Genomic DNA, 26,286 nt, shown 5'->3' on the forward strand with positions numbered 1-26,286 from the left:
CATGACGATGACCGTGCCCGACCTGTCCGACGTGATCGCCGCCGAGCCGCGCCGGCTGGCGTTCGCCACGGTGTCCGGCGCGCACCTGTACGGGTTCCCGTCGCAGGACTCCGACGTCGACCTGCGCGGTGCGCACGTGCTGCCGGCGGAGGAGGTGGTCGGTCTCGTGCACGGTCCGGACACCGTCGACCGCACCTGGGACCGCGCCGGCACCGAGATCGACCTGGTCACCCACGACATCGCGAAGTTCGCCACGCTTCTGTTGCGGCGCAACGGTTATGTACTCGAACAGCTGCTGTCCCCGCTCGTCGTGCACACCAGCGAGGAGCACCGGGCGATGATCGACATCGCACCGCGCTGCGTCACCAGCTCACACGCGCACCACTACCTTGGCTTCGCCGGCACGCAGTGGCGGCTGTTCGTCGGCAACGGCGAGCTCAAGCCGCTGCTGTACACCTTCCGCGCCCTGCTGACCGGTATCCACCTGATGCGCACGGGGGAGACGGTGGCACACCTGCCGACACTCGCGGAGAACCTCGGCGCACCGGCCTACCTCGCCGGGCTGATCGACGCCAAGCGCACCGGGGAGCACCGCACGCTCGGCTCGGTGCCCGACGCGCCTGTCCACAGTGGACTCGAAGCGGACGTCGAACGGCTGCGCGCGGAGCTGGAGCAGGCCCGGGACGGATCGCACCTGCCGGTGGCTCCGCCCACCGAGCCCACCGAGCGCTCACCGAAGGCGGATCTGCACGACCTGATCGTCCGGATGCGGTTGGCCTGAAACGCGAGAACGCCGGAGGGGCTGCCCCTCCGGCGTTCTCGGACCTCGGACAACGGACTACGGCTGTTCGCCGGCCGCCTTGATGATCATGTCGACCGCCTTGTCGTTGCGGGCGGTCTCCGGCTCGATCTTCTCGTCGGGCGGGTAGAAGCCGTCGATGCCGCCGCCGGACGGGTACATCTCGAAGGTGTAGCTGAGGATCTTGTGGGTGCCCCACATGTGATCGTCGATGGCGCCGTCGGTGACGTAGAGGTCGCTGGACTGCTCCGGGGTGTACCCATTGGTCTGCGCCATCTGCTTGCCGAGGTCCTGGAAGCGCTTGGCCTCCGCCTCGGTCATGCCCTCGGCGACGTCGTCCTGGGTCCAGCCGAACGGCCAGAGCACCAGCTCGGAGAAGCTGTGGAAGTCGATGTGCGACTTGATCTGCTGCTTGCCGTTGACCACGCGTGATGCCGCGAACTTCTCCATGGCCTGCGTCTCGGGTGCCGACGCGGCGGACGGTCCGCGGTAGTCCTCGGCGCCCGGGTCGGTGCTGGAGCCGTCGCAGCAGCCCCACTTGAACGAGTAGTTGCGGTTCAGGTCGGTGCCCTGGCCCTCGCGGTTCTTGCGCCAGCCCTTGTAGTCGCCGCCGGAGATGTCGTACTCGATGCCGTCCGGGTTCTGCATCGGCACGATGTAGATCTCGCGGTTGTCGACCATGTCCTTGATCGCCGCGTCACCGGCATAGCCGTCGGTGAACCGGCTCACGATGCGCAGGCACATCTCCGCGGTGATGTGCTCGCGAGCGTGCATGTTGCAGGTGAACAGCACCTCGGGCTCGTCCTCGTCCTGCCCGACGTTGTCGCTGATCTTGATGACCGGAATGTCGCGGCCCTCGTGCGACTTGCCGACGCTGGACACCTTCGCGATGTCCGCGTGGTCGCTCTGGGCCTTGTTGATCTCGTCGGTCATCTCCTTGTAGTTGTGGTACTTCTCGTCGTCCGGCGGGAAGTCGCCCGCCTTCTTGCCCCTGCTGCGCTCCTTGAGCATCGCGTCCCAGTCGCCGTTCAGGTCGACCTTGTAGCCCTGCGAGCGCAGCTTCTGCGCCTGCTCCGGGTTGGCGACGACCTCGAACTCGACGCCCGGCGCGGACGCCTTGCGCTTGCCGTGGTGCGTGAGCACGTCGACGCCGGAGTCGGTGATCTGTGTGTACTGCTGCTTGGTGGTGGCGCCGAGGACCTTGTACAGACCGCGAGCCGGCGCTGCCCCCGAGTCCGAGTCCGGGTTTGGCTGCGCGCTGGCGCTCAGGGCCGGCTGAGCGATCAGCAGGGCGGCACCGGTGACAGCCGCGGCGATCACCCCGACGGCCCGTCGTGTGGTTGACATTTCGCCTCCGGTAGTTCCACAAGCTGTGACCTGTCGAGCCTCGTCAACGGCGAATGACCATCACAACCATCGATCGTCGGGAAACGTTGCCATGGAAGCGACGGGGCCGCAGGACGATGTCCCGCGGCCCCGTCGGTGACTGATCTCGGTCGGCGACTACTTGCCGGCCTCCGCGACGATCATGTCGACCGCCTTGTCGTTGCGCGCGGTCTCCGGCTCGATCCTCTCGTCGGGCGGGTAGAACCCGTCGATGCCTCCGCCGCCGGACGGATACATCTCGAACGTGAAGCTGAAGACCTTGTGCACGCCCCAGTAGTAGTCGTCGGTCGTGCCATCGGTGATGTACAGGTCGCTCGACTGCTCAGGGGTGTATCCGTTGGTCTGGGCCATCTGCCGACCGAAGTCCTGGAAGCGCTTGGCCTCTTCCGCGGTCATGCCCTCGGTGACGTCGTCGTAGGTCCAGCCGAACGGCCACAGCACCAGTTCCGAGTACGTGTGGAAATCGATGTGCGTCTTGATCTGCTGCTTGCCGTTGACCACACGGGAGTCGACGAAGCCCTGGATGGCCTTGGTCTCCGGCGCCGACGCGGCGGACGGGCCCCGGTAGGTCTCCGAGCTCGGGCTGCCACTGGAACCGCCGCAGCAACCCCACTTGAAGTTGAAGTTGCGGTTCAAGTCGGTGCCCTGGCCCTCGCGGTTCTTCCGCCAACCGCGGTACTGGCCGCTGGCGATGTCGTACTCGATGCCGTCCGGGTTCTGCATCGGAATGATGTAGATCTCCCGGTTGTCGACCATGTCTTTGATCGTGGCGTCGCTGGCGTAGCCGTCGGTGTAGCGGGCGGCGATACGCAGGCACATCTCCGCGGTCAGGTGCTCGCGGGCGTGGATGTTGCAGCCGAAGACGACCTCTGGCTCGTCCTCGTCCTGCGCCACGTTGTCGCTGATCTTGATGACCGGGATGTCGCGGCCCTCGTGCGACTTGCCGATGCTGGACACCTTGGCGATGTCGGCGTGGTCGCTCTGGGCCTTGTTGATCTCGTCGGTCATCTCCTTGTAGTTGTGGTACTTGGCGTCGTCGGGCGGGAAGTCGCCGGCCTTCTTGCCCTTGCTGCGCTCGGCGAGCATCGCGTCCCAGTCACCGGTCAGGTTGAGGGTGAGACCCTGCGAGCGCAGCGCGCTCGCCTGCTGCGGTGTGGCGACGACGTCGAACTCGACGCCGGGCGCCGAGGTCGTCCGCCTGCCGTGGTGGCTCAGCACGTCGTCGACCGTGTCGTTGATCTGCTGGTACTGCTGCTTCGTCGTGGCACCGAGGATCTTGTAGACACCTCGCGCCGGCGCTGCCTGCTCGCCGTTCGCGGTGGATTGGGCACTCGCGTTCAGCGTGGGCTGCACGATGAGGACAGCGGCGCCGATCGCGACCGCTGCCACCACCCCGACAGCCCGACGTTTCGTTGACATCTCGCCTCCGTGTATTCACAGGCCGTGATGTCATGAGGGTGGCCAGCGTGTGTCGTGAGCCACAACCCGCCGATCGTCGGGGGCGCATCACAACAACGCAGGGTGATGTGAACGGGCCGGAAAACACCTGCTCCCGGCCCGTTCACGCTGGTTCATTCGGACGATTCGCTCAGGGCACCTCGCCCGCCGCCTTCACCAGAATGTCGACGGCTTTGTCATTTCGTGCGGTTTCCGGCTCGATCTTCTCGTCGGGCGGGTAGAAGCCGTCGATGCCTCCGCCGGACGGGTACATCTCGAACGCGAAGCTCCAGATCCTCTGCTTGCCCCACAGGTAGTCGCAGATCGTCCCGTCGGTGGGGTAGAGGTCGCTGAGTTGCTGCGGCGTGTACCCGTTGGTGTCGGCCATCTGCTTGCCGATGGTCTGGAAGCGCGTGGCCTCCTCCTGGGTCATGCCCTCGGCGACGTCGTTATCGGTCCAGCCGAACGGCCACATCACCAATTCGGAGAACGTGTGGAAGTCGACGTGCGCCTTGATCTGCTGCTTTCCGTCGACCACCCGCGATTCCGCGAACTTCTGAATCGCCTGCACTTCCGGTGCCGATGCCGCTGACGGTCCGCGGTAGTCCTCTGCGCCCGGATTACCGCTGGAACCGCCGCAGCAGCCCCACTTGAAGTCGAAGTTGCGGTTCGTGTCCGTGCCCTGGTCCTGACGGTTCTTGCGCCAGCCCTGATATTCGCCGCTGGCCACATCGAATTCGATGCCGTCCGGGTTCTGCATCGGCACGATGTAGATCTCGCGATTGTCGACCATGTCCTTGATCGCCGGGTCATTCGCGTAGCCGTCGGTGAACCGGTTGAAGATGCGGATGCACATCTCCCCGGTCAGGTGTTCCCGGGCGTGCATGTTGCAGGTGAACAGGACTTCCGGCTCGTTCTCGTCCTGCGCGACGTTGTCGCTGATCTTGATGACCGGGATGTCGCGGCCCTCGTGCGACTTGCCGATGCTGGACACCTTGGCGATGTCCGGGTGGTCGCTCTGCGCCTTGTTGATCTCGTCGACCATCTCCTGGTACGTGTGGTACTTCTCGTCGCCGGGTGGGAAGTCGCCGGCCAAGCGCTGCCCGCCGTCGCCCTTGCTGCGCTCCTTGAGCATCGCGGCCCAGTCACCGGTCAGGTTGACCGTGTACCCCTGGGACCGCAGCGTCGCCGCCTGCTCCGGCGTGGCCACGATGTCGAACTCCACGCCGGGGCCGCTGGCCTTGCGCCCGAGATGGCTGTGATTGAGCACGTCGACACCGGACTGGCCGACCTGCCGGTACTGCTCGGTGTTGGTCGCACCGAGGACCTTGTACAGACCGCGAGCCGGCGCGGCCTGCCCGGAGTCCGGGTTCGGCTGCGCGCTGGCACTCAGGGCTGGCTGTGCGATCAGCAGCGCGGCGCCGGCCGCTGCCGCCGCGACGACGCCGAATGCTCGACGTTTCCTCGACATCTTGCCTCCAGTCGTTCACTGGCTGTAGCACTCATGAAGAGGCTCGTGAACATGTGTGACGGGGCACAACCCTCCGATCGTCGGCAAGAATCGCTCGCGGCTTACCCTTTGTAGTAGCGACGCCTTGCTGAAAGGACACCATGCTCACCCGCATCGACCTGCGCACTTCCGTGCCGGCACCCACCGAGCTTCGCGCGACTCTGCCGCGCGCCGGGGTCGACGTGGACGCCGTGCTGCATCAGGTGCGGCCGGTGGTGGAGGCGGTGCGCGACCGTGGTGTGGACGCGGTGCTCGAGTTCACCGAGCGGTTCGACAAGGTGCGCCCGGCCGGCGTCCGGGTGCCGGCCGAGGAGCTGAAACGCGCGCTGGACGAACTGGACCCGGTGGTGCGCGACGCGCTGCGGGAGTCGATCGCGCGGGCTCGGCGGGTGCACACCGATCAGCGCCGCACCGACGTGACCACGCAGGTGGTGCCGGGCGGGACGGTCACCGAGCGCTGGGTGCCGGTTCGCCGGGTGGGCCTGTACGCGCCGGGCGGGCTCGCGGTCTACCCGTCCAGCGTGGTGATGAACGTGGTGCCGGCACAGGTCGCGGGCGTCGAGTCGCTGGTGGTGTGCTCGCCGCCGCAAGCCGAGTTCGACGGGCTGCCGCACCCGACCGTGCTGGCCGCCGCAGCGCTGCTGGGCGTGACCGAGGTGTGGGCGGTCGGCGGTGCGCAGGCCGTGGCGCTGCTCGCCTACGGCGGTACGGACACCACCGGCGAGCCGCTCGAGGCGGTGGACATGGTCACCGGTCCGGGCAACATCTACCTGACCGCGGCCAAGCGCATGCTGCGCGGGCTGATCGGGATCGACTCCGAGGCCGGCCCGACGGAGATCGCGATCCTGGCCGACGCGGGCGCCGATCCGGTGCACGTGGCCGCCGACCTGATCAGCCAGGCCGAGCACGACACGCTCGCCGCGAGCGTGCTGGTGACCGACTCGCCCGAGCTGGCCGACGCGGTGGACGCCGAGCTGGCCCGCCAGGTCACGGCCACCAAGCACACCGACCGGATCACCGAAGCCTTGCGCGGCAAGCAGTCCGGCTGCGTGCTGGTGTCCTCTGTGGACGATGGACTGTCCGTTGTGGACGCCTACGCCGCTGAGCACCTGGAGATCCAGACCGCGAACGCGCGCGAGGTCGCCGCCCGGGTGCGCAGTGCCGGGGCGATCTTCGTCGGGCCGTACGCGCCGGTGTCGCTCGGCGACTACTGCGCCGGGTCCAACCACGTGCTGCCCACCGGCGGGTGCGCGCGGCACTCGTCCGGCCTGTCGGTGCAGACGTTCCTGCGCGGCATCCACGTCGTGGACTACACCGAGGAGGCGCTGCGCGAGGTGGCCGGCCACGTGGTGGCGCTCGCCGACGCCGAGGACCTGCCGGCGCACGGGCAGGCGGTCACCGCGCGCTTCCGGGGCGACCGATGATCGGCGGCGAGGTGCGGCTGGACGACCTGCCGCTGCGCGAGGACCTGCGCGGGCGCTCGCCGTACGGCGCGCCGCAACTGGACGTGCCGGTTCGGCTCAACACCAACGAGAACCCGTATCCGCCGCCGCGTGAGCTGGCCGACGACGTGACCACCGCGGCGGCCGAGATCGCGAAGGGCCTGCACCGGTACCCGGACCGGGACGCCGTGGCGCTGCGCACCGATCTCGCCGCGTACCTGACGACCTCGACCGGCGTGCGGGTCGAGCTCGGGAACGTGTGGGCGGCTAACGGTTCCAACGAGATCCTGCAGCAGCTCCTGCAGGCGTTCGGCGGGCCGGGCCGCACCGCGATCGGGTTCGAGCCCAGCTACTCGATGCACCCGATCATCGCGGCCGGCACCCGCACCGAGTGGCTGCCCGCGCCGAGGCGGGACGACTTCTCGCTGGACACCCGGGCGGCCGCGGAGATTGTCGCGGATCGGCAGCCGGACGTGGTGTTCGTGACCAGTCCGAACAACCCGACCGGCCAGTCCGTGCCACTGGACGACGTGCGCGAGATTCTCCGTGCGGCACAAGGGATCGTGGTGGTCGACGAGGCGTACGCGGAGTTCTCCTCCCGGCAGAGTGCACTGTGTCTGCTGGAGGAGTTCCCGTCCACGCTGGTGGTCAGCCGGACCATGAGCAAGGCGTTCGCGTTCGCCGGCGGGCGGCTCGGCTACCTGGCCGCGGCACCCGCGATCGTGGACGCACTGCAGCTCGTGCGGCTGCCGTACCACCTGTCCTCGCTCACCCAGGCCGCCGCGCGGGCTGCGCTGGCGCACGCCGATCAGACGCTCGCGTCGGTGGCCACGCTCGCCAAGGAGCGCGACCGGGTCGTGGACGCGTTGTCCGGCATGGGTTTCCGGGTCGTGCCGAGTGATGCGAACTTCGTCCTGTTCGGACACTTCACCGACGCGCACGCCGCCTGGCAGTCCTATGTGGACAATGGTGTGCTGATCAGGGACGTCGGGATCGCGCACCACCTCCGTGTCACCGTCGGCACGCCGGAGGAGAACGACGCGTTTCTCGCCGCATCGAAGGAGCTTGCCCCGTGAGCAGGATCGCCAAGGTCGAACGTGCGACCAAGGAGTCCAAGGTCTCCGTGGAGATCGACCTGGACGGCACCGGCCGGACCGACGTGTCCACCGGCGTGCCGTTCTACGACCACATGCTGACCTCGTTCGGCGTGCACGGCGCGTTCGACCTCACGGTCAGCGCGACCGGCGACATCGAGGTGGACGCGCACCACACCGTCGAGGACGTGGCGATCGTGCTGGGCGAGGCGATCGGGAAGGCGCTGGGGGACAAGGCGGGCATCCGCCGCTTCGGCGACGCGTGGATCCCGATGGACGAGACGCTGGCGCACGCGGCGATCGACGTGTCCGGCCGCCCGTACTGCGTGCAGACGGGCGAGCCGGACACGCTCGTCGGGTTCACGGTCGGCGGCAACTACCCGACCGTGCTCAACCGGCACGTGTTCGAGTCGCTGGCCTTCCACGCCAGGATCGCGCTGCACGTGCGCGTGCTGTACGGCCGCGACCCGCACCACATCACCGAGGCGCAGTACAAGGCGGTGGCCCGTGCGCTGCGCGCCGCCGTCGAGCCCGACTCCCGCATCGGCGGCATCCCCTCGACCAAGGGTGTGCTGTAGGTCGTGTCTGATGGATCTCGGAGACCGCGACCATTGATTCGTCAGACACGACCTACCCAGTAGGGTGCCCGGGTCGTCGGGAGAAGGGCTCGCTGTGCTCGGTTTGTCGAGGGAAGCCACGATCATCATCCTGCTCGCGGTCGCGGGATTCCTGATCGGTGGCGTGTACACCACGTACAAGAGCGCGAAGTTCCTCGCCACGCTGCTGGCGCTCGGCGCCCTGCTGGCCGGCGGCGGTGCGGTCGCCTGGTGGCTCTCGTCGAGCTAGCGCACAGATCCGCCCCGTGATGTCGTTTCGCCGCGCTAACGGGTTCAGCGGGCTCGACCCGTTCGGCTGGCTAACGGGTTCAGCGGGCTCGACCCGTTCGCTGCCAGGTCGGGCTACCCGCCGAACACCTCCTTGTTCGCGGTGACCCATTCGGCGAACGTGCTCGGCGCCCGGCCGGTGATCCGCTCGACGGTCGGGTCGATCGCCGAGCCCTCGGCCGGCGGGTCGCTGTGCCAGGCGATCACGAAGTCGGCCACGTCGTCGTCGATGCCCTGATCCCGCATCTGCTGGCGCACCTCGGCGTTGGACAGCGCGACGAACTCGATCGGCCGGCCGATGACCTCGCCGATGATCCGCGCCCGGTCCGGTGGGGTGAGCGCCTCCCGTCCGGTGAGTGCGAGCGTCTCGCTGGCGTGCCCGCCGCCGGTGAGCACGACCGCGGCGACGGCGGCGATGTCCGCCGGGTCGATCACGGTGGTCTTCTCGCCGGCGAATCCGGCCCGCACCACGCCCTCGGCGCGGATCGTGTCGGTCCACTCCAGGCTGTTGGACATGAACTCGGTCGGCCGCAGCACCGTCCATTCGAGATCGCTGGCGCGCACGGCCAACTCGGCCGGTTCGTCGTCGCCGCCGGCCACGAACGTCACCCTGCGCACCCCGGCCTCGGTTGCTAGCCGCACGATCTCGGGGCCGTGCGCGAGCGGCGCGTAGTCGGCGCCGGCGGCGTTGATCAGGTGCAGCGCCTCGGCTCCGCGCAACGCGCCGGTCAGCGTGGTCGGGTCGGTGAGGTCGCCGGCCACCACCTCGACACCCTCGGGCAGATCGGCCTTCGCCGGGTCGCGGGTGAGCGCGCGCACGGGTGTGTCGCGGTCGAGCAGTTCGCGCACGAGCTGGCTGCCGACGTTGCCGGTCGCTCCTGTGACAAGGACGGTCATCGATACTCCCGTTTGATCGCTGAAAGGTACTGATCACGACTGTGCAACCTCGACATAGGTCGAAGTCAAATCCACAGGTCCCACACAGCAAGGCCACAGGTTCACCACACGTGTACGGCTCAGAATCGCCGCCATGGCAGGGAAGACGGCCGAACTGCGGCGCGCGGACGGCTCGGCGGTGCGCGTGCTCGTCGTCGACGACGAGCCGACGCTCGCCGAGCTGGTGTCGATGGCGCTGCGTCTGGAGGGGTGGGAGGTGCGCAGCGCGCTGGACGGCACCGACGCGGTCCGCACGGCGCGCGAGTTCCGCCCGGACGCGGTGGTGCTCGACGTGATGCTGCCCGACCTGGACGGCCTCGAGGTGCTGCGGCGGATGCGTGCCGACACGCCGAGGCTGCCGGTGGTGTTCCTGACCGCGAAGGACGCGGTGGAGGACCGGATCGCCGGGCTCACCGCGGGCGGCGACGACTACGTGACCAAGCCGTTCTCTCTGGAGGAGGTCGTGTTGCGGCTGCGCGCCCTGATGCGGCGCACCGGTGTCACCGACGCGAACGCCGGGGCCACGCTGGCGGTCGGCGATCTGACCATGGACGAGGAGTCCCGCGAGGTGCACCGCGCCGGCACGCTGATCGAGCTGACCGCCACGGAGTTCGAACTGCTGCGGTTCCTGATGCGCAACCCGAGGCGGGTACTGAGCAAGGCACAGATCCTGGACCGGGTGTGGAACTACGACTTCGGCGGTGCCGCGAACATCGTCGAGCTGTACATCTCCTACCTGCGCAAGAAGATCGACGCGGGCCGCGCGCCGATGATCCACACGATGCGGGGCGCCGGCTATGTCCTCCGACCGGCGGCGTGAACGGCGCCCGGCCGCCCTACGCACCCGGCTGATCACCGAGCAGGTCGCACTGCTGGCGCTGGTGTGTGTGGCGATCGTGGTGGTCACCGAGATCGCGCTGAACGCGTTCCTGGTCGACCAGCTCGACCGGCAACTCACCGACGCGAGCAACCGGGCCATCGCGTTCGTCGATCGCCAACCACCACCACCGTTTCCGCAGGACGTGCGCCCGGCGGAGCCGATCGCTCCACCCGGTCAGGGTGCGGGCACGATCAGCGCGATGATCGACGGCGGTCGGATCATGGTCACCCGGCTGGCCAACTCCGGTGATGTCCAGGAGCTGCCGAGCCTGCGTGATGTGCTGCTGAGCGTTCCGGTCGACGGCAAGCCCTACGAGCGGTCGCTCGACGCGCTCGGCGAGCACCGGATGATGGCGGTGCGCACACCGAGCGGCGCCGTGGTCGTCACCGGGCTGCCACTGTCCGATGTGGACAGTACGTTGTGGACGGTCGGGCTGATCCTGGGCGGCGTGTCACTGGCCGGGCTGATCGCCGCGGGCGTGGTCGGCGCGACGGTGGTGCGGCGGACGTTGCGTCCGCTGGACCGGGTCGCGGCCACCGCCACGCGGGTCACCGAGCGGCCGCTGCACCAGGGTGACGTGGCGCTGGTCGAGCGGGTGCCGGAGCAGGACACCGATCCGCGCACCGAGGTCGGCAAGGTCGGGCTCGCGCTGAACCGGCTGCTCGGGCACGTGGAGAGCGCGCTGTCGGCCAGGCACGCCAGCGAGACACGGGTGCGCCAGTTCGTCGCGGACGCGAGCCACGAGCTGCGCACGCCGCTGGCCGCGATCCGCGGGTACACCGAGCTGATGCGGCGGCGCGGCGATCAGGTGTCGCCGGACACGCGGCACGCGCTGGAGCGGGTGGAGTCCGAGGCGCGGCGGATGACGACGATGGTGGAGGACCTGCTGCTGCTGGCCCGGCTGGACGCCGGGCGGCCGCTGGAGTCGCGGCCGGTGGACCTGTCGCGGCTGGTGGTGGACGTGGTCAGCGACGCGCGGGTGGCCGGGTCGGACCACGAGTGGCGGATCGAGCTGCCCGCCGAGCCGGTGACCGTGCCCGGCGACGAGGCACGGCTGCACCAGGTGCTGGCGAATCTGCTCGGCAACGCCCGCGCGCACACGCCGGCCGGCACCACCGTGCGCACCCGACTGTCCACTGTGGACGGAAGGGTGGCGCTGTCGGTGTGCGACGACGGTCCGGGCATCCCCGGTGCGCTGCTGCCCGAGGTGTTCGTGCGGTTCGCGCGCGGCGACTCCTCGCGATCACGCGCGGCCGGTGGCACCGGTCTGGGGCTGGCCATCGTCTCCGCCGTGGTCGCGGCGCACCGGGGGCGGGTCGCGGTGTCCAGCGCGCCCGGCCGCACGGAGTTCACCGTCCACCTTCCGCGAGTCCCGCGTTCAGACACGGTGAGTCCCGCGCTCGTGCAGTCTGAGCGCGGGACTCGCTGATGCAGGGCGCGGGACTCGCGCTCACAGGCGGGGCACAGGTCGGACACACGGAGCACAAAGCGGAGATCACAAACCTGGTCACATGACTGGGACACACCCTCCGGACACCCGCGCTGACAGTCCACAGTGGACCGATCAGCGCACGGTGGCGCTCGATGTCGTGGTTCCGGTGCACAACGAGGAGGTCGACCTCGGGCCCTGCGTGCGGCGGCTGCACGGGTACCTGACCGACTCGTTCCCGCACCCGTTCCGCGTCACGATCGCCGACAACGCGAGCACCGACGGCACGCGGGACATCGCCGCCGCGCTCGCCGCCGAGCTGCCGAACGTGCGCGCCATTCACCTGCCCCGCAAGGGAAGGGGCGGTGCGCTGCGCGAGGTCTGGTCCGCCTCGGACGCCGCCGTACTGGCCTACATGGACGTCGACCTGTCCACCGACCTCGCCGGCCTGTACCCGCTCGTCGCGCCACTGCTGTCCGGCCACTCCGATCTGGCGATCGGCAGCAGGCTGGCGCGGGGAGCCCGGGTCGCGCGCGGACCGAAGCGGGAGCTGATCTCCCGCTGCTACAACCTGCTGCTGCGCGGCACGCTGGCCACCCGGTTCTCCGACGCGCAGTGCGGCTTCAAGGCGATCAGGGCCGACATCGCCGCCGAGCTGCTGCCGCACGTGCGCGACGACGGCTGGTTCTTCGACACCGAGCTGCTCGTGCTGGCCGAGCGCTCAGGGCTGCGCATCCACGAGGTGCCGGTGGACTGGGTGGACGACCCGGACAGCCGGGTGGACATCGTCGCCACCGCGCTCGCCGACCTGCGCGGAATCGCCCGCCTGGCACGGGGAATCGTCACCGGAGCGGTGCCGGTCGCGCACCTGCGCACTCAGTTGGGAAGGAAGCCGGTGTCCACATCGGACGGTCGGCTGACCAGACACGCCGCCCGGTTCGCCGTGGTGGGTGTGCTCAGCACGCTGGCCTACCTGCTGCTGTTCACGGTGATGCGCGACGGGCTGGGCGCACAGGCGGCGAACCTGGTCGCGCTGCTGGTCACCGCGATCGGCAACACCGCGGCCAACCGGAGGTTCACCTTCGGCGTGCGCGGGCGGGAATCCGCCGCGCGACACCAGTTCCAGGGCCTGGTCGTGTTCGGGCTCGGCCTCGGGCTCACCAGCGGCTCACTCGCCCTGCTCCACCTCACCACCTCACCCGGCCGCGTGCTGGAGATCGCCGTGCTGGTCGCGGCGAACCTCGCGGCGACAGTGCTGCGGTTCGTGCTGCTGCGCGGCTGGGTGTTCCGGAAACATCGCTAAGAACATGTCTGAGAACTGCGCCGAGGTCGGCCTGAGAAGGCGAGGGCGACCGCCGCCACGCCGAAGGCGTCTCTAGCGACCACTCACCAAACCCAGCCCACCACCTCCGGACGCAACCACCCAACCAAAACGACCACAAGCCCGTTTCGGCGGAGCCGAACGAGCGGCGGCCTTGCCCGAGCTATCAGACACAAGCTGAAACCATTGGGAGACAACGAGATGACCACCATCACCGCCGAGCCGCCGGTCCCGGACGGTTCCCCAGCGGCACCGCCGAGGAGCCGCCTGCGCCGGCTGCTCACCGGGCCGGTGGACCAGCCGACCTGGGCCCGGCCGGCGCTGCTCGTGCTGCTCGCCGGCACGGCCGTGCTGTATCTGTGGAACCTGACCGCCAACGGCTACGGCAACATGTACTACGCCACCGCCACCCAGGCCGCCACGCAGAGCTGGCAGGCGTGGCTGTTCGGCTCGCTGGACGCGGGCAACGCGATCACCGTTGACAAGCCGCCGGCCGCGCTGTGGCTGTCCGGCCTGTTCGCCAGGATCTTCGGCTTCTCGAGCTGGAGCGTGCTCGCACCGCAGGCGTTCGCCGGCGTGGCCGCGGTCGGCGTGCTGTACGCCACGGTCCGGCGGACGTCGGGCCCGGCGGCCGGACTGCTCGCGGGTGCGGGCCTCGCGCTCACCCCGGTCGCCGTGTCGATGTTCCGCTACAACAACCCGGACGCGTTGCTCACCCTGCTGCTCGTGCTCGGTGCGTATTGCGTGGTGCGCGCGCTGGAGAAGGGGAGCCCGCGCTGGCTGATGCTGGCCGGGACGGCGGTCGGTTTCGCGTTCCTCACCAAGATGTTGCAGGCGTTCCTGGTGCTGCCGGCGTTCGCGCTGGTGTACCTGATCGCGGCGCCCATCGGCATCGGGCGGCGGCTGGCGCACGTGGCGGCCGCGGCCGGCGCGGTGGTGGTGTCGACCGGCTGGTACATCGCGCTGGTCGAGCTGTGGCCGGCGTCCAGCCGCCCGTACATCGGCGGGTCCACCACGAACTCGTTGTGGGAGTTGACGTTCGGGTACAACGGGCTCGGCCGGATCTTCGGCGGCGACGGCAACCCGAGCGGCACGGCGATGGGCGGCCCACCCGGTGGTGGCGGCAACATGGTCAACGTCGGGTTCGGCGGCGAAACCGGCATCACCAGGATGTTCGACCAGGCGTTCGGCGGCGAGATCTCCTGGTTGCTGCCGGCCGCGCTGGTCGCGCTGGCCGCCGGATTGTGGATCACCCGACGCGCGCCGCGCACCGACCGCACCCGCGCCGCCGTGCTGCTGTGGGGCGGCTGGCTGCTGGTGACCGCCGTGGTGTTCAGCTTCATGAGCGGCATCACGCACGAGTACTACGCGGTGGCGCTCGCACCGGCGATCACCGCACTGGTGGCCGTGGTCGGCGTCGAGCTGTGGCGCCGGCGCGCGACTGTCCACATGCGACTGTTCCTCGCCGCGATGATCGGTGTCACGGCGGTGTGGGACTTCGTGCTGCTCGGCCGGGCCGACGGGTGGCTGCCGCCGCTGCGCTGGATCGTGCTGATCGGCGGACTGCTGGTGGCCGCGACGGTCGCGGTCGGCGGCGGGCGGCGGTTGGGCCGGCTGCTGCTGGTGCCGGCGATCGTGGCTGTCCTGCTCGGCGGTGCGACCTACGGCGTGGCGACGGCGACGCGCAACGACGGCGGGCCGACACCGACGTCCGGCCCGAGTTCGGTGAACGCCGGACGCGGGCCGGCGATGATGCTGGACGGCCAGCGGGTGGGTGGCGCGCCGCCGCCGGGTGCCGCACAGGGCACGATCACCGGTCCTGGCGACGGGCCACCGCCGAACGGGCAGGGCAACGGACCGATGCGGCGTACCGGTGGGCCGGACCGAGCCGAGACGTCGCCGGCGCTGGTCGACATGTTGCGCAACACCACGACGAGGTGGGCGGCCGCGGTCAACGGAGCGAACAGTTCGGGCGGTCCGCAGATCGCCAGTGGCCGTCCGGTGATGGCGATCGGCGGGTTCAGCGGCCGGGACGACGCGCCGACGCTGGCGCAGTTCCAGCAGTACGTCGCGGACGGGCAGATCAGCTACTACATCGCGGGCGGCCAGGGTGGGCTGATCACCTACGGACCTGCCGGCACTCGACCGGTCGGCGGTGGCAAGGGCGGCCCCAACGGCGGCCCCGACGGCGGCTCGGCCGGCGAGATCGCCGAATGGGTGGCGGCGAACTTCAATTCGTCCACTGTGGACGGTCGCACGGTGTACGACCTGCGCGCACACAAGTAATTCCACGGGGGTGTGGGAGTGCGGCCGAGGGCGGTCAGACGCCGCCCTCGGCCGCCGGCTTGAGCAGCGGCGCGCCGGGACCGATGTCGGCGACCACGTCGTCCGGGTTGCTCAGCGTGCAGGTACGCAGTGACAAACAGCCGCAGCCGATGCAGCCGGTGAGCCGGTCGCGCAGGCGGTGCAACTGGTCGATCCTGGTGTCCAACTCCTGCCGCCAGTTCCGGGACAGCCGCACCCAGTCGGCCTTGGTCGGCGCGTGGTCGTCGGGCAGCGAGGACAGCGCCGACCGGATCTCCTCCAGGCTCAGGCCGACTCGCTGGGCGGCCCGGATGAAAGCGAGCCTGCGCAGGATCGCCCGCTCGTAGCGGCGCTGGTTCCCCGCCGACCGCCGAGAGGCGATCAGCCCCCGCTCCTCGTAGAACCGCAGTGCCGTGTGCGGAACGCCGCTGCGGTCGGAGACCTGACCGATGGTGAGTGAATCGGGCAACTTGGACACCCCGCCGACCCTACCTGACACCTCGACTATGGTCGAAGTAGCAGGTCAGCGCACGGGGTTCACCGGCCAGGTCGACGGGTTCGCGGGGTCGCCGGAGATCTGCACCGAGGCGGCGATCTCCTTGAGCCGCAACGGTTCCGCGCTGATCAGTGCGCTCGCGGTGGCGGCCCGTCCGGGTCCGCCGTCCAGCATGGTCACCCGTCCCGGTGACTCGATCGCCGGCCGGCCGTCGAGCGACGTGTTTTGCTGGCCGCTCGCGGTGGTCAGCCCGACGACGATGCCGACCATCTCGCCGGAGGCCCCGCTCGGGTCGGTCCTGCCGATCAACAGTTGCGCGGTCGGGCCGTGGTTTGACGCGGGCATCGAGTTGACCACGCCGAGTACCCGATCCTCGCCGAGGGCGCCGATGGTGAACGGGACGCGGGCCGGCGCGGTGCCGCCCCGGCCGACGCTCTGCGCGACCCGGTGGGCGATCGCCTGTGCGTCCGGTCCGGGCGGCACCTCGGCGTACGCCCACGCGCCGTCCGCCCATTCCCAGGCGATCCGTGTCGACCGAGGGCCCGCGGACGGCACGTACTTCGCTCGCCGGTCGTTCACCGCGGGCGCCGGCTCGCCGTCGGGCTCGCTCGAATAGGGGCCGCTCGGGTAGATCGTCACCATGGCGGTCGGCTCGGTGGGATCCGGCGTGCCCGCGCGCTTGAGGTCGATGCGCTGGGCGAACCGGCCGGTCCGGTACGCGTACGGGGTGAACCCGCCGGCCGACCCGACCGTGAACTCCTGGCGCAGCACGTTGAACTCGGTGGGCGCGGTCGCCACACGCACCTGCTCGTCGCGGTTGGTGTTCAGCGCCGCCGGCACCAGGATCACGGCGAGCACGGTCACCACCGCGACCGCCGCGGCGCCGAGCGCGCCGCGCACCGCGCGCCGCCGCTTGCCGGTGGCGATGGCCTTCTCGACCGACACGGCGGATTCGCCGTCGGGCGTCGTACCACGCAGGGGCGCGAGCAGTTTCGCACCGTCCACATCGGACTCGTTCATGACTCGCTCCCTCCGGCCAGCGCGGGGTGGCGGTCGCCGAGCTGCCGGCGCAGCGCGGTCAACCCGTTGGCGGTCAGGCTTTTCACGTTGCCCTCCGAGCAGCCGAGCTGTGCCGCGACCTCCGCGACGGGCAGGTCGCACAGGAACCGCAGCACCAGCGCGGCCCGCTGCCGGGGTGAGACCCGTTGCAGCGCGGCGCGCAGCAGCTCCTGCGTCTCGATGTCCGGCCCTGGTGGCGCCGGCGGTGTGGGCGTCTCGGCGGGCCGCCCGGTCAGTCGCACGCGCGAGATCCAGGCGCGCCGCTGCTCGTTGAGGAAGGTGCGCACCAGGATCCTGCGCACGTAGGCGTCCAGGTTGTCCGCCGCCTGCGCCTTGCGCCAGTGCAGATAGAGCCGGGTGATCGCGGCCTGCACGATGTCGTCGGCGCGGTGGCTGTCGCCGCACAGCAGGTACGCCGTCCTGCGCAGGGTGGGCAGCCGTTCGGAGACGTACTCCGAGTACTGCTCGTCTCGCCGCACTGTCCACCTCCCGGCCTCTCCGATCGTGGACACCGCCGACACTGTCGTGGGTTGTGTGATGGTGGTCACAGTCGACCTCGCACGTCCCACACCCACATCCCGCCGACCGCGCGGGCGGATTGTCCGAGCAGCGCGTCCACGCAGGACCGGAGCTCGTCGACGTACTGGTGCGAGCCCAGCACCACGACATCCGCCCGCCATTGTCGCAGGTCCGCACGTGTTCGCGCCTGGTCGGACGGGGTGATCGCGGGGCAGGTGCCCTGCTCGGAGACCCGGTGCAACAGGCTCGACGTGGGCCGTCGCGCGGCGCCGTAGGTGCCCTGGCGTTCCGGTCCGCCGTCCGGCCCGACGAAGTAGCCCTCGGCGATCGGCACCTCGAGGCCGGCCTTCGTCTGCCAGTGCAGCGCGTCGGCGTTGCCGGCATCGGGCAGCGGCACCACGACCACCGAGCCGCCCGACACGTACCCGCGCCACGTGCCGTCGGCGAAGAATCGGGGGACCGGGGTGCGCTCGGACGCCTCCAGCGGGGTCGGCGCGATCGGCAGCAACGCGACCGCCAGTGCCGCGAACCACAAGGGGCGCAAGGAAAGCCGGGGCGTGGCGAGCACCCGGTCGGTGGCCAGGCCGAGCAGCAGGCCGATCATCGGCAGGCACGCCATGGCGAACCGGGACGCCAGCACCGAGTCGAACAGCGGTGCCTCGGCCAGCAGCATCCACGGGCCGGGGATCGCCGAGGAGGTGCCGTCGACGGTCAGCAGGATGCCGGTGGACAGCCACGCCAGGAGCAGTGCCGCGACACCGAGCGCGCGGGCCGTCCGGTCGCGCCACAGCCAGGCGAGCGCGGCCAGGGTGAGCAGGACCAGGGGCGCGCCGAAGAACGCGTTCTCCTCGGTGCGGTTGGCCGACAGCGCGGCGGCGCGTTCGGGATCACCGGCGACCGACTCGGTGGCGAACGCGGTGAACGCGTGCACGTCGTTACCGGTGTAGCCGTGCGGCAGCGTCAGGTAGCTCCGCGGTCCGAAGAACTGCCACCACAGCGGGTAGGCCAGCAGCGGGAGAGCCACCGCCGCGGCCAGGCCGAGGCCGCGGGCGAGCCGGCGCAGCACGGGCAGCGGATCGCCGTGCCCGGCCAGGTGGCACGCGCCGAACACGGCCAGCCCGGTGGCGGTGATCAGCAGCGGCTCCTCGCCGAGGAACACCTGGTAGGCCACCAGCAGCCCGAGCACGACGCCGTCGCGTACCGGGCGGTCCCGGTGCGCCATCGTGATCACCCGGGACACGATGAACGGCAGCACGAACAGGCCGACGAAGTTCGGGTGCGCGTTGGCGTGCGAGATCATCGCCGGGGCGAAACCGCAGAGCGCGCCGCACACGGCGGCACCGGCGCGGGTGGTCAGGAAGTGCCGGCGCGCCACGACGTACCAGGCGGCCGCGGTGCCGGCCAGGCCGCCGGTGAGCGCGAGCGCGAAGGTCACCGTCGGGCCGAAGATCCAGGTGATCGGCGCGAGCGGGATGCCGAGCCCGAGCATCGACGTGTTGGCCATCAGGTTCACGCCGTCCGGGTGGTTCTGCAGCACGGTGGACAGCGGGATCTCGCCGCGCGCGAGCCCGTCGGCGGCCACCGCGAAGAACCACTCCCACATGTTCTGGTCCTGGCCGCTGTTGGTCAGGTAGCCGTCGGCCAGGTCTGTCCACAGTGGACCAACGACGGCGAACGCGACGACCACGTAGCAGGCGACGATCGCGACGTCGGCCACGGATGCGTTGGTGCGCAAGCGATCCCGGACTGGCGCGGGCGCTGCGATCTGCTGGGTGCTCACACTGTCCTGACACGGCGAGCCGCCGCGCAGGCCGTGTGAGCTGTGTCACATACGTTTCAGGTGGCGGGGTGGCACGGTGTCGGCGAGCCATACCCCGTTCTCCGAGAGCCGGAACACGGCGCCGTCGGCGGCCATCGCGGCGGCATCCACGGCGAGCACGATCGGCCGGCCACGTCGGGCGCCGACCGTGCGTGCGGTGTCCACGGTCGCCGAGAGGTGCACGTGATGCCGCTTCATCGGGCGCAGTCCCTCGCGCTCGATCGCGGGCAGCGCGTGCTCGACGGTGCCGTGATACAGCACGTCGGGCGGATCCACGGTCGGCAGTCCCAGGTCGACCGACACGCTGTGCCCTTGGTTCGCGCGGATGCGGGTACCGGTCTCGTCGAGCGCGAACCGCTGCTTGTCGTTCGTCGTCACCACGATGTCCAGCTCGGCGCGCGTGACAGGAAAGCCGTTGTCTTGCAAGGCTTTCAGTAGTTCCTCGACGCTCACCCAGCCCGCCGGGTCCAGCTCGATGCCGATCTTGTCCGGCGCGTGCCGCAAGTGCAGCGAGAGGCGTTTCGATACTCGCTTGATTCGTTCGTCGTTCATTTCACAGGTATTCAAGCAGAGTGCTGGCACGCGTGGTGGCTAGTCTGGGGAAGTGGCTCGAGTCGTTGTGCTGGACTACGGATCCGGCAACCTGCGTTCGGTGGAGCGCGCCCTGCGGAGAGTGGGCGCCGACATAGAGGTGACGGCCGACTTCCATGCCGCGCTGGAGTGTGACGGGCTCGTCGTGCCGGGCGTCGGTGCGTTCGCCGCCTGCATGGAGGGCCTGACCTCGGTGCGGGGCGACCGCATCGTCGGGCGCAGGCTCGCCGGTGGCAGGCCGGTTCTCGGCATCTGCGTCGGCATGCAGATCCTGTTCGAGCGCGGCGTCGAGCACGGGGTGGAGACCGAGGGCTGCGCGCAGTGGCCCGGCACGGTGGACCGGCTCAAGGCCGACGTCGTGCCGCACATGGGCTGGAACACCGTGCGCGCGCCCGCCGGGTCGCGACTGTTCGCCGGCCTGGACGCCGACACACGGTTCTACTTCGTGCACTCCTACGCCGCGCGCACGTGGGAACTAAACCCGCGGCCGCCGATGCCCGAGCCGCTGGTGACATGGGCCACACACGGCGAGGACTTCGTGGCCGCCGCGGAGAACGGACCGCTGGTCGCGGCGCAATTCCACCCCGAGAAGTCGGGTGATGCCGGAGCGCACCTGCTGCGCAACTGGCTCGGCACGCTCGACTAGGGTTTGGGCCGTGACGTTCCACCTGCTTCCGGCCGTGGACGTGTCGAACGGCATGGCCGTCCGGCTCGTCCAAGGCGAGGCCGGCACCGAGTCCTACTACGGCGCGCCCATCGATGCCGCGATGGAATTCCAGTCCGGCGGCGCGCGGTGGATCCATCTGGTCGACCTGGACGCCGCGTTCGGACGCGGCAGCAACCGGGAGATGCTCGCGGAGGTGGTCGGCCGGCTGGACATCGACGTGGAGCTGTCCGGCGGCATCCGCGACGACGACTCGCTGACCGCCGCGCTGGCCACCGGGTGCGCCAGAGTCAACATCGGCACCGCCGCGCTGGAGGACCCGGAGTGGTGCGCCCGCGCGATCGCCGAGCATGGTGACCGGGTGGCGGTCGGGCTCGACGTGCGGATCACCGACGGCGCGCACCGGCTCGCCGCGCGCGGCTGGACCCAGGACGGCGGCGACCTGTGGGAGACCATGGAGCGCCTGGACCGCGACGGCTGCGTCCGTTATGTGGTCACCGACGTCACCAAGGACGGCACGCTGCGCGGCCCGAACCTGGGGCTGCTCAAGGAGGTCTGCGCGCACACCGACGCGAAGATCATCGCGTCCGGCGGAGTGTCCAGTGTGGACGATCTGCGTGCGCTGGCCGAGCTGTCCGGTGACGGCGTCGAGGGCACGATCATCGGCAAGGCGCTCTACGCCGGCTCGTTCACCCTGCCGGACGCGCTGGCCGCCGTCGCCTGAGCCACTGGCTCAGCGGCTGGAGCCGTCGCGCTGCGCCGGGATCCCGTCCTCCGCGACGAGGCCCAGTGCCTCGAGCATCAGACGGCAGTCGTCCGCGTCGGAGGCCGCCGCCGCGACCGCTCTGACCGCTCGCGCCTGCTGCCAGTCGGGGATGGCCAGATCATCGAACGTATGATCGATGTGTAGTTCGTGATGGGCACGCACTTGCCTCACCTCCAGTGGTGGCCGTGACCGTCGGCTACCACGGTGACGCGCGCGACAAACACGGCGTTTGATCGCGCCGGACACGCTTGTGCTGCTCACTCAGGGTGATCTGAAACACCTGAGGACGGGGAAACCGTGTGCGGTGCGTACGCGTTGAACTCGGTGTGGTCGGCGCGAAGACGCCATTGGCCGGTGCGGATCCCGGCGGCGGACCCCCAGGCCGCCGGAGATCCCCGGCTCGTTCGTGACGATCACAGCCGTCGGCCGAGCCACCCCCTGCTCGGTCGGCGGCCCTCTAACCGTGTGTCACCAGTGCGGCGGACGGTCGATCACGTCGGGTAGCGCGGTGTCGGCGCTCCCGTTCGCGGCGTTCACCTGGAATCGCGTGAGGAACAGGCTGGTGCGTAGATCGGCACCGGACAGATCGGCGCCGCGGAAGTCCGCGCCCAGCACGTCCGCGGACCGCAGATCGGACCCCGACAGGTCCGCGCCGATCAGCAACGCGCCGCGCAGGTTCGCGCCCTTCAGGTCCCGCCCGCGCATCGCGCGCCCAACGAGATCGGCACCGCGCAGCTCGGTTTCCCGATGCCGCACACCCGCACGGACGAGGTCGCTCACCTCGCCGAGCAACACGCCGACACCCTCGCGATGCGCGCGAACATCCAGTGCCACCAACGATTCCGGGTCGGCGTCGGCCAGCCGGCCGGTCTCCTGGTAGGCCCAGCCGATCCGGTCGTGCAGCGGCGCGGCGAGCGGCCGGTCCAGCGCGTCGGCCAGATACCAGAGGATCTCCCGCAGGTCGCGCAGCACGCCGAAGCTGGCGAACATCGTCGACGCGATCTCGGGGTCGGCCCGCCAGTTCCGGCCGCCGAACTTCGCGGTCGTGGTCTGGCCGGCGCCGAAACAGTCGAACACCGTGCAGCCGACGAACCCGCGCGGCCGGAGCCGGTCGTGGATGCCGCAGCGGAAATCGGCGAGCAGGTTGCCGCACGGCGTGCCGGCCGGCTTGTCCACCGGGAAGTCCGACGAGGCGGAGAACGCGGGTGCCACACAGCACAGCGCGACGCACGAGGCGCAGTCGGCGCGCAGCGTGGAGCGATCGTTTTCGGGCACAGTGATCACTGTCCGTAGTTATGGCGGTCTCCACATCGTACGTCTCACCGTCACAACGTGGCCCACGAGCAGGCAATGTCGTCTGCCTGAAACAATCGGCCACGTCCGGGTAACAAGGCTTTCCTAGCGTCTGTCCCCGTGGAGACACTCGTCGCGACCGAGACGCACTGCCCGTACTGCGCGCTGCAGTGCGGGATGGCGCTGTCGCCGGCTGGTGCCTCGGTGACCGTCGCGCCGCGTGACTTCCCGGCGAACCGTGGCGGCCTGTGCCAGAAGGGCTGGACCTCGGCCGCGCTGCTGGACTCGCCCGCCAGGCTCACCACACCGCTGATCCGCGACCGACACGGCGAGCTGCGCCCGGCGAGCTGGGACACCGCGCTGGACCTGATCGCCGACAAGATCACCGCGATCATCGCCGAGCACGGGCCGGACGGCATGGCGGTGTTCGGCGGCGGCGGGCTGACCAACGAGAAGGCCTACCTGCTCGGCAAGTTCGCCCGAGTCGCGCTCGGCACCTCCCAGATCGACTACAACGGCCGGTTCTGCATGTCCTCGGCCGCCGCCGGGAGCCTGCGCGCGTTCGGGCTCGACCGGGGCATGCCGTTCCCGATCACTGACCTGGACGACGCGGACGCCGTGCTGCTGGTCGGCGCGAACCCGGCGGAGACGATGCCGCCGTTCCTGTCGCACCTGCGCAAGGCGACCGACGCGGCCGGGCTGATCGTGGTCGACCCGAGGCGCACCCCGACCGCCGAGCAGGCCGCACTGCACCTCGCGCCCGCGCCCGGCACGGACATGGTGCTGGCGCTCGGGATCCTGCACGCCGTGGTCGCCGACGGGCACCTGGCGCACGACTACATCGCTTCTCGCACAACGGGTTTCGACGAGGTGTGGCGGATCGCGGCGGCCTGGTGGCCGGAGCGGGCCGAGCGGGTCACCGGCGTGTCCGCGACCGATCAGCGCGCCGCCGCCCGGATCCTCGCCCGGTCCCGCAACGCCTACGTGCTGACCGCGCGCGGCGCCGAGCAGCACGCCACCGGGGTGGACACGGTCAACGCGTGGATCAACGTGGCGCTGGCGCTCGGCCTGCCGGGGCGCGCCGGCTCCGGCTGGGGCTGCCTGACCGGCCAGGGCAACGGTCAGGGCGGGCGGGAGCACGGGCAGAAGGCCGATCAGCTCCCCGGTTACCGCAAGATCGACGACCCGGCGGCGCGCGCCCACGTGGCCGGCGTGTGGGGTGTGGACCCCGACTCGCTGCCCGGCCCGGGGCGGTCCGCCTACGAGCTGCTCGACGCGCTCGGCACCGACGGCGGGCCGCACGGCCTGCTGGTGTTCGGCAGCAACGTGACGGTGTCCGCGCCGAACTCCGGCCGGGTGGCCGACCGTCTGTCCACTCTGGACCTGCTGGTGGTCGCGGACCTGGTGCTGTCGGAGACCGGGCGCGCCGCCGACGTGGTGCTGCCGGTGACTCAGTGGGCCGAGGAGGACGGCACGCTGACGAATCTCGAAGGGCGGGTCCTGTTGCGCCGCAAGGCGATCAGCCCGCCGGACGGGGTGCGCACCGACCTCGAGGTGATCTCCGCGCTGGCGGCTCGGCTGGGCCAGCCGCCGGCGCGGTTCCCAATCGACGCGGAGACCGTGTTCGACGAACTGCGGGCCGCGTCCGCCGGGGGAGCGGCCGACTACGCGGGAGTGAGCTACGACCGGCTGCGCGCCGGCGAGGCGCTGTACTGGCCGGTGCCGTCGGTCGATCACCCCGGCACGCCGCACATGTTTCTCGACGAGTTCGCGCACCCCGACGGCCGGGCGAGGTTCGTGCCGGTCGACGTGCGTGGGCCGGCCGAGCCGCCGGACGAGGAGTACCCGCTCTACGCCACGACGGGCCGGGTACTGCAGCACTACCAGTCCGGCGCGCAGACCCGGCTGGTCGACGAACTGACCGCGGCGGTGCCGGCGGTGTACGTGGAGGTGCACCCCGACACGGCGGAGCGCGCGGGCCTCGCGAACGGCGACGATGCCGCCGTGGTGTCCCGCAGGGGGACGGTGCGCGCCGCCGTGCGGTGTGTGTCGTCGATGCGCCCCGACGTGGTGTTCCTGCCGTTCCATTTTCCCGGTGACGGCCGGGCGAACCTGGTGACCAACCCCGCGCTGGACCCGGTGAGCCGGATGCCGGAGTTCAAGGTGTGCGCGGTGCGGCTGGAGGTGGCTGGCACATGAGCCCGCGCGAGGTGGTGATCGTCGGCTACGGCATGGCCGGCGCTCGGCTGGCGGAGGAGATCCGCCGCCGCGATCCGGCCGGCGAGGTCGTATCGCTGACCGTGATCGGTGAGGAGAACCAGCAGCCGTACAACCGGGTGCTGCTGTCCACGGTCGTCGCCGGCTCGATGACGCCGGACGCCGTGCGGCTGCAGGGATCCGACTGGGCGGCCGAGCACAACGTGGATCTCCGGCTGGGCGTCGCCGTGTCCACTGTGGACCGTCGCATGAGGACGGTCACGCTGGACGACGGGTCGGTGCTGGGCTACGACGCGCTGGTGCTCGCCACCGGATCGCGCGCCTGGGTACCGCCGGTGGAGGGGCTGCTCGTGGACGGGCAGCTCGCGCCCGGTGTGGCCACGTTCCGCACGCTGGACGACTGCGAGCGGATCGTGTCCTCGGCGCGGGCCGGTGCGCCGGTCGCGGTGCTCGGCGGCGGGCTGCTCGGGCTGGAGGCGGCGCGCGGACTGGCCGGCCGGGGCTGCCAGGTGACCGTCGTGCACCCGGTCGGGCACCTGATGGAGCGGCAACTCGACCCGGGCGCCGGCGGAGTGCTCGCGCGCACCCTGCGCGGCCTGGGAATCCATGTGCGCCTTGGCATCACGGCATCGAGGTACCTCGAGGGCGACGGGTTGAAGCTGGACGACGGCGGGCACCTCGAGGCCGATCTGGTGGTCGTCTCGGCGGGTGTGAAGCCGGAGACCACGCTCGCCGCCGCGGCCGGGCTGACCGTCGACCGCGGGATCGTGGTGGACGACGCGCTGCGCACCAGCGACGCGCGCGTGCACGCGATCGGCGACTGCGCCCAGCACCCGGGCACCGTGTCGGGCCTGGTGCAACCGGCGTGGGAGCAGGCCGCCGTGCTGGCCGACCTGCTCACCGGCGCGGACGTGGCGGCGCGCTATCGCGGCACGCCGGTGGTGACCCGGTTGAAGGCGCGGGACGTGGACCTGGCCGCGCTCGGCGACGTGCACGCCGAGCCGGACGACGAGACCGCCGAGGTGGTGTGTCTGACCGACCCGGCGCGCGGGCGGTACGCGAAGCTCGTGGTGCGCGAGGACAAGGTGGCCGGCGCGATCCTGGTCGGCGCGCCGGACGCGGCGGCGAGCATCACGCAGTTGTTCGACCGGGGCGCACCGGTGCCGACCGACCGGCTGGCGTTGCTGCTGGGACGCGCGATGCCGTCCGGTGCCTCGCCGGCGGCGAGTCCCGCCGACCTGCCGGGCGCCAGTGTGGTGTGCCGGTGCAACACGGTCAGCAAGGCGCAGCTGGTGTCCGCGTGGCGGGCCGGCGCGCGGGACGTGAGCGAGCTGGCGTCGGCCACCCGTGCGACCACGGGTTGCGGCGGGTGCCGGGACACGGTGTGCGGGATCGCCGAGTGGCTGGCGTCCACGACGTGATCTCACAGCGGCCGCGCCG

At 70.6% G+C, this 26,286-nt stretch carries 24 protein-coding genes; 13 read left to right on the top strand and 11 right to left on the bottom strand.

All coding sequences use genetic code 11. The annotated features are described in order from the left end of the window. Nucleotide 1: 1 nt before the first annotated feature. Complete coding sequence (locus EV193_RS23135) at nt 2-781, top strand: nucleotidyltransferase domain-containing protein (protein ID WP_130346308.1); 780 nt, start codon at nt 2-4, stop codon at nt 779-781. A gap of 57 nt (nt 782-838) precedes the next feature. Here EV193_RS23135 and EV193_RS23140 read toward each other — a convergent pair whose 3' ends face one another. The 3 genes from EV193_RS23140 to EV193_RS23150 all read right to left on the bottom strand — a co-directional run bounded on the left by EV193_RS23140 (nt 839) and on the right by EV193_RS23150 (nt 5,093). Beyond that, the gene (locus tag EV193_RS23140) at nt 839-2,146 is read right to left on the bottom strand and encodes a M14 family metallopeptidase (RefSeq protein ID WP_130346309.1); all 1,308 of its coding nucleotides are present in this window, start codon (nt 2,144-2,146) and stop codon (nt 839-841) included. A gap of 156 nt (nt 2,147-2,302) precedes the next feature. Further along, entirely contained in the window at nt 2,303-3,604 is a 1,302-nt protein-coding gene (locus EV193_RS23145; RefSeq protein WP_130346310.1) for a M14 family metallopeptidase, read from the bottom strand. Between the two features lie 169 nt (nt 3,605-3,773). Beyond that, nucleotides 3,774-5,093, bottom strand: coding sequence for a M14 family metallopeptidase (locus EV193_RS23150; protein WP_130346311.1), 1,320 nt, complete (start codon nt 5,091-5,093; stop codon nt 3,774-3,776). 140 nt (nt 5,094-5,233) lie between these two features. Between EV193_RS23150 and hisD the strand changes: the two genes are divergently transcribed. The 4 genes from hisD (at nt 5,234) to EV193_RS33475 (ending at nt 8,514) form a co-directional block, all read left to right on the top strand. Then, nucleotides 5,234-6,556 (top strand): histidinol dehydrogenase, encoded by a 1,323-nt coding sequence (gene hisD, locus EV193_RS23155; protein ID WP_130346312.1) that lies wholly within the window; start codon nt 5,234-5,236, stop codon nt 6,554-6,556. Next, nucleotides 6,553-7,650, top strand: coding sequence for a histidinol-phosphate transaminase (locus EV193_RS23160; protein WP_130346313.1), 1,098 nt, complete (start codon nt 6,553-6,555; stop codon nt 7,648-7,650). Before hisD ends, EV193_RS23160 begins: the two co-directional genes overlap by 4 nt. Beyond that, entirely contained in the window at nt 7,647-8,246 is a 600-nt protein-coding gene (gene hisB / locus EV193_RS23165; RefSeq protein ID WP_130346315.1) for an imidazoleglycerol-phosphate dehydratase HisB, read from the top strand. The genes EV193_RS23160 and hisB overlap by 4 nt, the downstream gene beginning before the upstream one ends. 94 nt (nt 8,247-8,340) lie before the next feature. Continuing rightward, nucleotides 8,341-8,514 (top strand): hypothetical protein, encoded by a 174-nt coding sequence (locus EV193_RS33475; protein WP_165401461.1) that lies wholly within the window; start codon nt 8,341-8,343, stop codon nt 8,512-8,514. Between the two features lie 113 nt (nt 8,515-8,627). On the opposite strand, the gene EV193_RS23170 is transcribed toward EV193_RS33475, so the two are convergent. Further along, nucleotides 8,628-9,449, bottom strand: coding sequence for an NAD(P)H-binding protein (locus EV193_RS23170; protein ID WP_130346317.1), 822 nt, complete (start codon nt 9,447-9,449; stop codon nt 8,628-8,630). Between the two features lie 133 nt (nt 9,450-9,582). Between EV193_RS23170 and EV193_RS23175 the strand changes: the two genes are divergently transcribed. The 4 genes from EV193_RS23175 (at nt 9,583) to EV193_RS23190 (ending at nt 15,404) form a co-directional block, all read left to right on the top strand. Then, entirely contained in the window at nt 9,583-10,308 is a 726-nt protein-coding gene (locus EV193_RS23175) for a response regulator transcription factor (RefSeq protein ID WP_130346319.1), read from the top strand. After that, nucleotides 10,286-11,797, top strand: coding sequence for a sensor histidine kinase (locus tag EV193_RS23180; protein ID WP_130346321.1), 1,512 nt, complete (start codon nt 10,286-10,288; stop codon nt 11,795-11,797). Before EV193_RS23175 ends, EV193_RS23180 begins: the two co-directional genes overlap by 23 nt. An 82-nt stretch (nt 11,798-11,879) precedes the next feature. Next, nucleotides 11,880-13,100: a bifunctional glycosyltransferase family 2/GtrA family protein gene (locus EV193_RS23185; RefSeq protein WP_130346323.1), complete on the top strand. Its 1,221-nt coding sequence runs from the start codon at nt 11,880-11,882 to the stop codon at nt 13,098-13,100. A 219-nt stretch (nt 13,101-13,319) separates the two neighbouring features. After that, the gene (locus EV193_RS23190; protein ID WP_130346325.1) at nt 13,320-15,404 is read left to right on the top strand and encodes an ArnT family glycosyltransferase; all 2,085 of its coding nucleotides are present in this window, start codon (nt 13,320-13,322) and stop codon (nt 15,402-15,404) included. A gap of 34 nt (nt 15,405-15,438) precedes the next feature. On the opposite strand, the gene soxR is transcribed toward EV193_RS23190, so the two are convergent. From soxR to EV193_RS23215, 5 genes are all read right to left on the bottom strand, one after another. Further along, nucleotides 15,439-15,900: a redox-sensitive transcriptional activator SoxR gene (gene soxR, locus EV193_RS23195; RefSeq protein WP_130346327.1), complete on the bottom strand. Its 462-nt coding sequence runs from the start codon at nt 15,898-15,900 to the stop codon at nt 15,439-15,441. Nucleotides 15,901-15,945: 45 nt separating this feature from the next. Next, nucleotides 15,946-16,938 carry a hypothetical protein gene (locus EV193_RS23200; RefSeq protein ID WP_130346329.1) on the bottom strand — a complete coding sequence of 331 codons (993 nt, stop codon included), beginning with the start codon at nt 16,936-16,938 and terminating at the stop codon, nt 15,946-15,948. Then, complete coding sequence (locus EV193_RS23205; protein WP_242613594.1) at nt 16,935-17,489, bottom strand: SigE family RNA polymerase sigma factor; 555 nt, start codon at nt 17,487-17,489, stop codon at nt 16,935-16,937. The genes EV193_RS23200 and EV193_RS23205 overlap by 4 nt, the downstream gene beginning before the upstream one ends. Nucleotides 17,490-17,521: 32 nt before the next feature. Next, nucleotides 17,522-19,213, bottom strand: coding sequence for a glycosyl transferase (locus EV193_RS23210; RefSeq protein WP_242613595.1), 1,692 nt, complete (start codon nt 19,211-19,213; stop codon nt 17,522-17,524). A gap of 108 nt (nt 19,214-19,321) precedes the next feature. Next, a complete protein-coding gene (locus EV193_RS23215; protein WP_130346333.1) occupies nt 19,322-19,867 on the bottom strand; it encodes an RNA 2'-phosphotransferase in 546 nt (181 codons plus the stop codon). 52 nt (nt 19,868-19,919) lie between these two features. Between EV193_RS23215 and hisH the strand changes: the two genes are divergently transcribed. After that, nucleotides 19,920-20,552, top strand: a complete 633-nt coding sequence (hisH, locus tag EV193_RS23220) for an imidazole glycerol phosphate synthase subunit HisH (RefSeq protein ID WP_130346335.1) — start codon at nt 19,920-19,922, stop codon at nt 20,550-20,552. A gap of 10 nt (nt 20,553-20,562) precedes the next feature. Further along, nucleotides 20,563-21,294 carry a bifunctional 1-(5-phosphoribosyl)-5-((5-phosphoribosylamino)methylideneamino)imidazole-4-carboxamide isomerase/phosphoribosylanthranilate isomerase PriA gene (priA, locus tag EV193_RS23225; protein WP_130346337.1) on the top strand — a complete coding sequence of 244 codons (732 nt, stop codon included), beginning with the start codon at nt 20,563-20,565 and terminating at the stop codon, nt 21,292-21,294. A gap of 9 nt (nt 21,295-21,303) precedes the next feature. Here priA and EV193_RS23230 read toward each other — a convergent pair whose 3' ends face one another. Both EV193_RS23230 and EV193_RS23235 read right to left on the bottom strand, forming a co-directional pair. Further along, the gene (locus EV193_RS23230) at nt 21,304-21,498 is read right to left on the bottom strand and encodes a hypothetical protein (RefSeq protein WP_130346339.1); all 195 of its coding nucleotides are present in this window, start codon (nt 21,496-21,498) and stop codon (nt 21,304-21,306) included. A gap of 306 nt (nt 21,499-21,804) precedes the next feature. Then, on the bottom strand, nt 21,805-22,611 hold the full coding sequence (locus EV193_RS23235) for a pentapeptide repeat-containing protein (protein ID WP_207222762.1): 807 nt from the start codon (nt 22,609-22,611) through the stop codon (nt 21,805-21,807). A gap of 138 nt (nt 22,612-22,749) precedes the next feature. Between EV193_RS23235 and EV193_RS23240 the strand changes: the two genes are divergently transcribed. Together EV193_RS23240 and EV193_RS23245 are read left to right on the top strand one after the other, a co-directional pair. Further along, nucleotides 22,750-24,828 carry a molybdopterin oxidoreductase family protein gene (locus tag EV193_RS23240; protein WP_130346343.1) on the top strand — a complete coding sequence of 693 codons (2,079 nt, stop codon included), beginning with the start codon at nt 22,750-22,752 and terminating at the stop codon, nt 24,826-24,828. Continuing rightward, the gene (locus EV193_RS23245; RefSeq protein ID WP_130346345.1) at nt 24,825-26,267 is read left to right on the top strand and encodes an FAD-dependent oxidoreductase; all 1,443 of its coding nucleotides are present in this window, start codon (nt 24,825-24,827) and stop codon (nt 26,265-26,267) included. Before EV193_RS23240 ends, EV193_RS23245 begins: the two co-directional genes overlap by 4 nt. Nucleotides 26,268-26,286: the final 19 nt, after the last annotated feature.

The organism is Herbihabitans rhizosphaerae, from assembly GCF_004216555.1.
Lineage (GTDB): Bacteria > Actinomycetota > Actinomycetes > Mycobacteriales > Pseudonocardiaceae > Herbihabitans > Herbihabitans rhizosphaerae.

Coding starts and splice junctions, on each gene's coding strand:
- EV193_RS23160 (WP_130346313.1), top strand. CDS start 6,553: ATGATCGGCGGCGAGGTGCGGCTGGACGACCTGCCGCTGCGCGAGGAC.
- EV193_RS23140 (WP_130346309.1), bottom strand. CDS start 2,146: ATGTCAACCACACGACGGGCCGTCGGGGTGATCGCCGCGGCTGTCACC.
- EV193_RS23145 (WP_130346310.1), bottom strand. CDS start 3,604: ATGTCAACGAAACGTCGGGCTGTCGGGGTGGTGGCAGCGGTCGCGATC.
- EV193_RS23190 (WP_130346325.1), top strand. CDS start 13,320: ATGACCACCATCACCGCCGAGCCGCCGGTCCCGGACGGTTCCCCAGCG.
- EV193_RS23185 (WP_130346323.1), top strand. CDS start 11,880: ATGACTGGGACACACCCTCCGGACACCCGCGCTGACAGTCCACAGTGG.
- EV193_RS23180 (WP_130346321.1), top strand. CDS start 10,286: ATGTCCTCCGACCGGCGGCGTGAACGGCGCCCGGCCGCCCTACGCACC.
- hisD (WP_130346312.1), top strand. CDS start 5,234: ATGCTCACCCGCATCGACCTGCGCACTTCCGTGCCGGCACCCACCGAG.
- EV193_RS23200 (WP_130346329.1), bottom strand. CDS start 16,938: ATGAACGAGTCCGATGTGGACGGTGCGAAACTGCTCGCGCCCCTGCGT.
- EV193_RS23135 (WP_130346308.1), top strand. CDS start 2: ATGACGATGACCGTGCCCGACCTGTCCGACGTGATCGCCGCCGAGCCG.
- EV193_RS23215 (WP_130346333.1), bottom strand. CDS start 19,867: ATGAACGACGAACGAATCAAGCGAGTATCGAAACGCCTCTCGCTGCAC.
- EV193_RS23170 (WP_130346317.1), bottom strand. CDS start 9,449: ATGACCGTCCTTGTCACAGGAGCGACCGGCAACGTCGGCAGCCAGCTC.
- EV193_RS23150 (WP_130346311.1), bottom strand. CDS start 5,093: ATGTCGAGGAAACGTCGAGCATTCGGCGTCGTCGCGGCGGCAGCGGCC.
- EV193_RS23245 (WP_130346345.1), top strand. CDS start 24,825: ATGAGCCCGCGCGAGGTGGTGATCGTCGGCTACGGCATGGCCGGCGCT.
- EV193_RS23175 (WP_130346319.1), top strand. CDS start 9,583: ATGGCAGGGAAGACGGCCGAACTGCGGCGCGCGGACGGCTCGGCGGTG.